The organism is Bartonella sp. ML70XJBT, assembly GCF_028618425.1.
Classification (GTDB): domain Bacteria; phylum Pseudomonadota; class Alphaproteobacteria; order Rhizobiales; family Rhizobiaceae; genus Bartonella.
This window is the reverse complement of the sequence record NZ_JAQISX010000088.1, coordinates 1-1334: the sequence shown is the minus strand read 5'-3', so window position 1 is coordinate 1334 and position 1334 is coordinate 1. Positions and strand designations below refer to the sequence as shown.

The window sequence follows — 1334 nt, the reverse complement described above, 5'->3', positions numbered from 1 at the left end:
TCATACGCATCTATCTTTTGATTAAGTTCTTTAATTTCCTTTTCATATTTTTTGATATCCTCATCACACTCATCAATGCTCTGCTTGCTTTCATTTAAACTCATTGTGATCTCCTAAGGCTGCAAACGGTTGCACACGCTATCAACGCAGGGGCTTTTGGAAAATTTTGTCATTGAGTCGCTTGCTTGCTCTTGCATTAATTTTTGCAAGCGCTCTGGATAAAAAAAATCTTCTGGACGTAAATCTATCCCATGCTCACGCGCATAATTTAAAAGCATAATTTGGTATTTAGCCGGTATAATTCCGCCTTTACCCTCTAGTTTTTTTAAAGGATAAGTCCATTTATAAACAGCAGACACATGACATTGAGAGATCAACGACACGCGTTTTGCACCGCCTAAATACCTTATAATCGTAACTGCTGAATTTTTGATACTCATCTTAATTTCTCTATTTATCAAATGTGCATTTATTCGATTATAGAAAAATTGTCAATATTTTTTCTAAAATAGAAATATTGATATTTTTTTTAACAAAGGGAATATTGACAAGTATGGATATTCAAAAAGAAATAAAAATTTGGGCAAATGAAAAACTTAAAACAATGGGGCACGGGTCCCGAACTGAACTAGCTAAACATATGGGGCTTCATACATCTGTTGTATCTAAAATGCTTTCTGTTGATGATGATAAAGAAAGTAGAAGTATATCTGCTGATGAACTCGTTAGGTTAACTTCATTTTTTAAAGCTCTCCCCCCTCACTTTATACCTGATAATTGTGATGATTATTTTTTAAAATTATATTCTTCAGCAAAGCCAGAACATAGAAAAGCTGTCATTTCTTTTTTGCGCTCTCTGCAAGAAGCAGATGAAAAATAACCACCCGTTTTTGCTCATTTGTTAATGACGAAAATATTTTAAAAGCTTCTTTAGATTGCTTCATTATAGAATTTTCTCCACATTTAAATGAAAGTTAGATCACTTTTTTGTGTAGACTATCCGTCTATCACTAAAAAAAATTTTTTCTATTTTAGAAAATTTATATTGACTTATTCTAAAATCGAAAATATAAATGCCTCATATCGTAAAAATTAACCTTTGCCAATAGGCTCTATGGAGGCATTTGTGAAGAAACCAGTGTTTATAAATTCTGATGAAATTCTCTTAGTCGTCTGTGAAGATGAAGAGCAAAATCTCGCAAAATACGGTACTTTCTTTGATGAAAAGGAAATTATCAAATTTATCGATCAAGCCGATAATGCTCTTCAAATCTTCCGTGTAGAACCAACCACTAACCGATGCGAAGATATCTCTGAAGAGATCGCAGAGTTCT

At 32.8% G+C, this 1334-nt stretch carries 2 protein-coding genes and 1 pseudogene; 2 read left to right on the top strand and 1 reads right to left on the bottom strand.

Annotation, left to right across the window (positions count from 1 at the left end; genetic code table 11):
* Nucleotides 1-113: 113 nt before the first annotated feature.
* Nucleotides 114-440 carry a hypothetical protein gene (locus PVV65_RS09780; RefSeq protein WP_273790032.1) on the bottom strand — a complete coding sequence of 109 codons (327 nt, stop codon included), beginning with the start codon at nt 438-440 and terminating at the stop codon, nt 114-116.
* Nucleotides 441-553: 113 nt separating this feature from the next.
* Here PVV65_RS09780 and PVV65_RS09775 point away from each other — a divergent pair, with 113 nt between their 5' ends.
* Entirely contained in the window at nt 554-880 is a 327-nt protein-coding gene (locus tag PVV65_RS09775) for a hypothetical protein (protein ID WP_273790031.1), read from the top strand.
* A 246-nt stretch (nt 881-1126) separates the two neighbouring features.
* Nucleotides 1127-1334: pseudogene (locus PVV65_RS09770) on the top strand (hypothetical protein); the annotation flags it as partial.

Coding starts and splice junctions, on each gene's coding strand:
- PVV65_RS09775 (WP_273790031.1), top strand. CDS start 554: ATGGATATTCAAAAAGAAATAAAAATTTGGGCAAATGAAAAACTTAAA.
- PVV65_RS09780 (WP_273790032.1), bottom strand. CDS start 440: ATGAGTATCAAAAATTCAGCAGTTACGATTATAAGGTATTTAGGCGGT.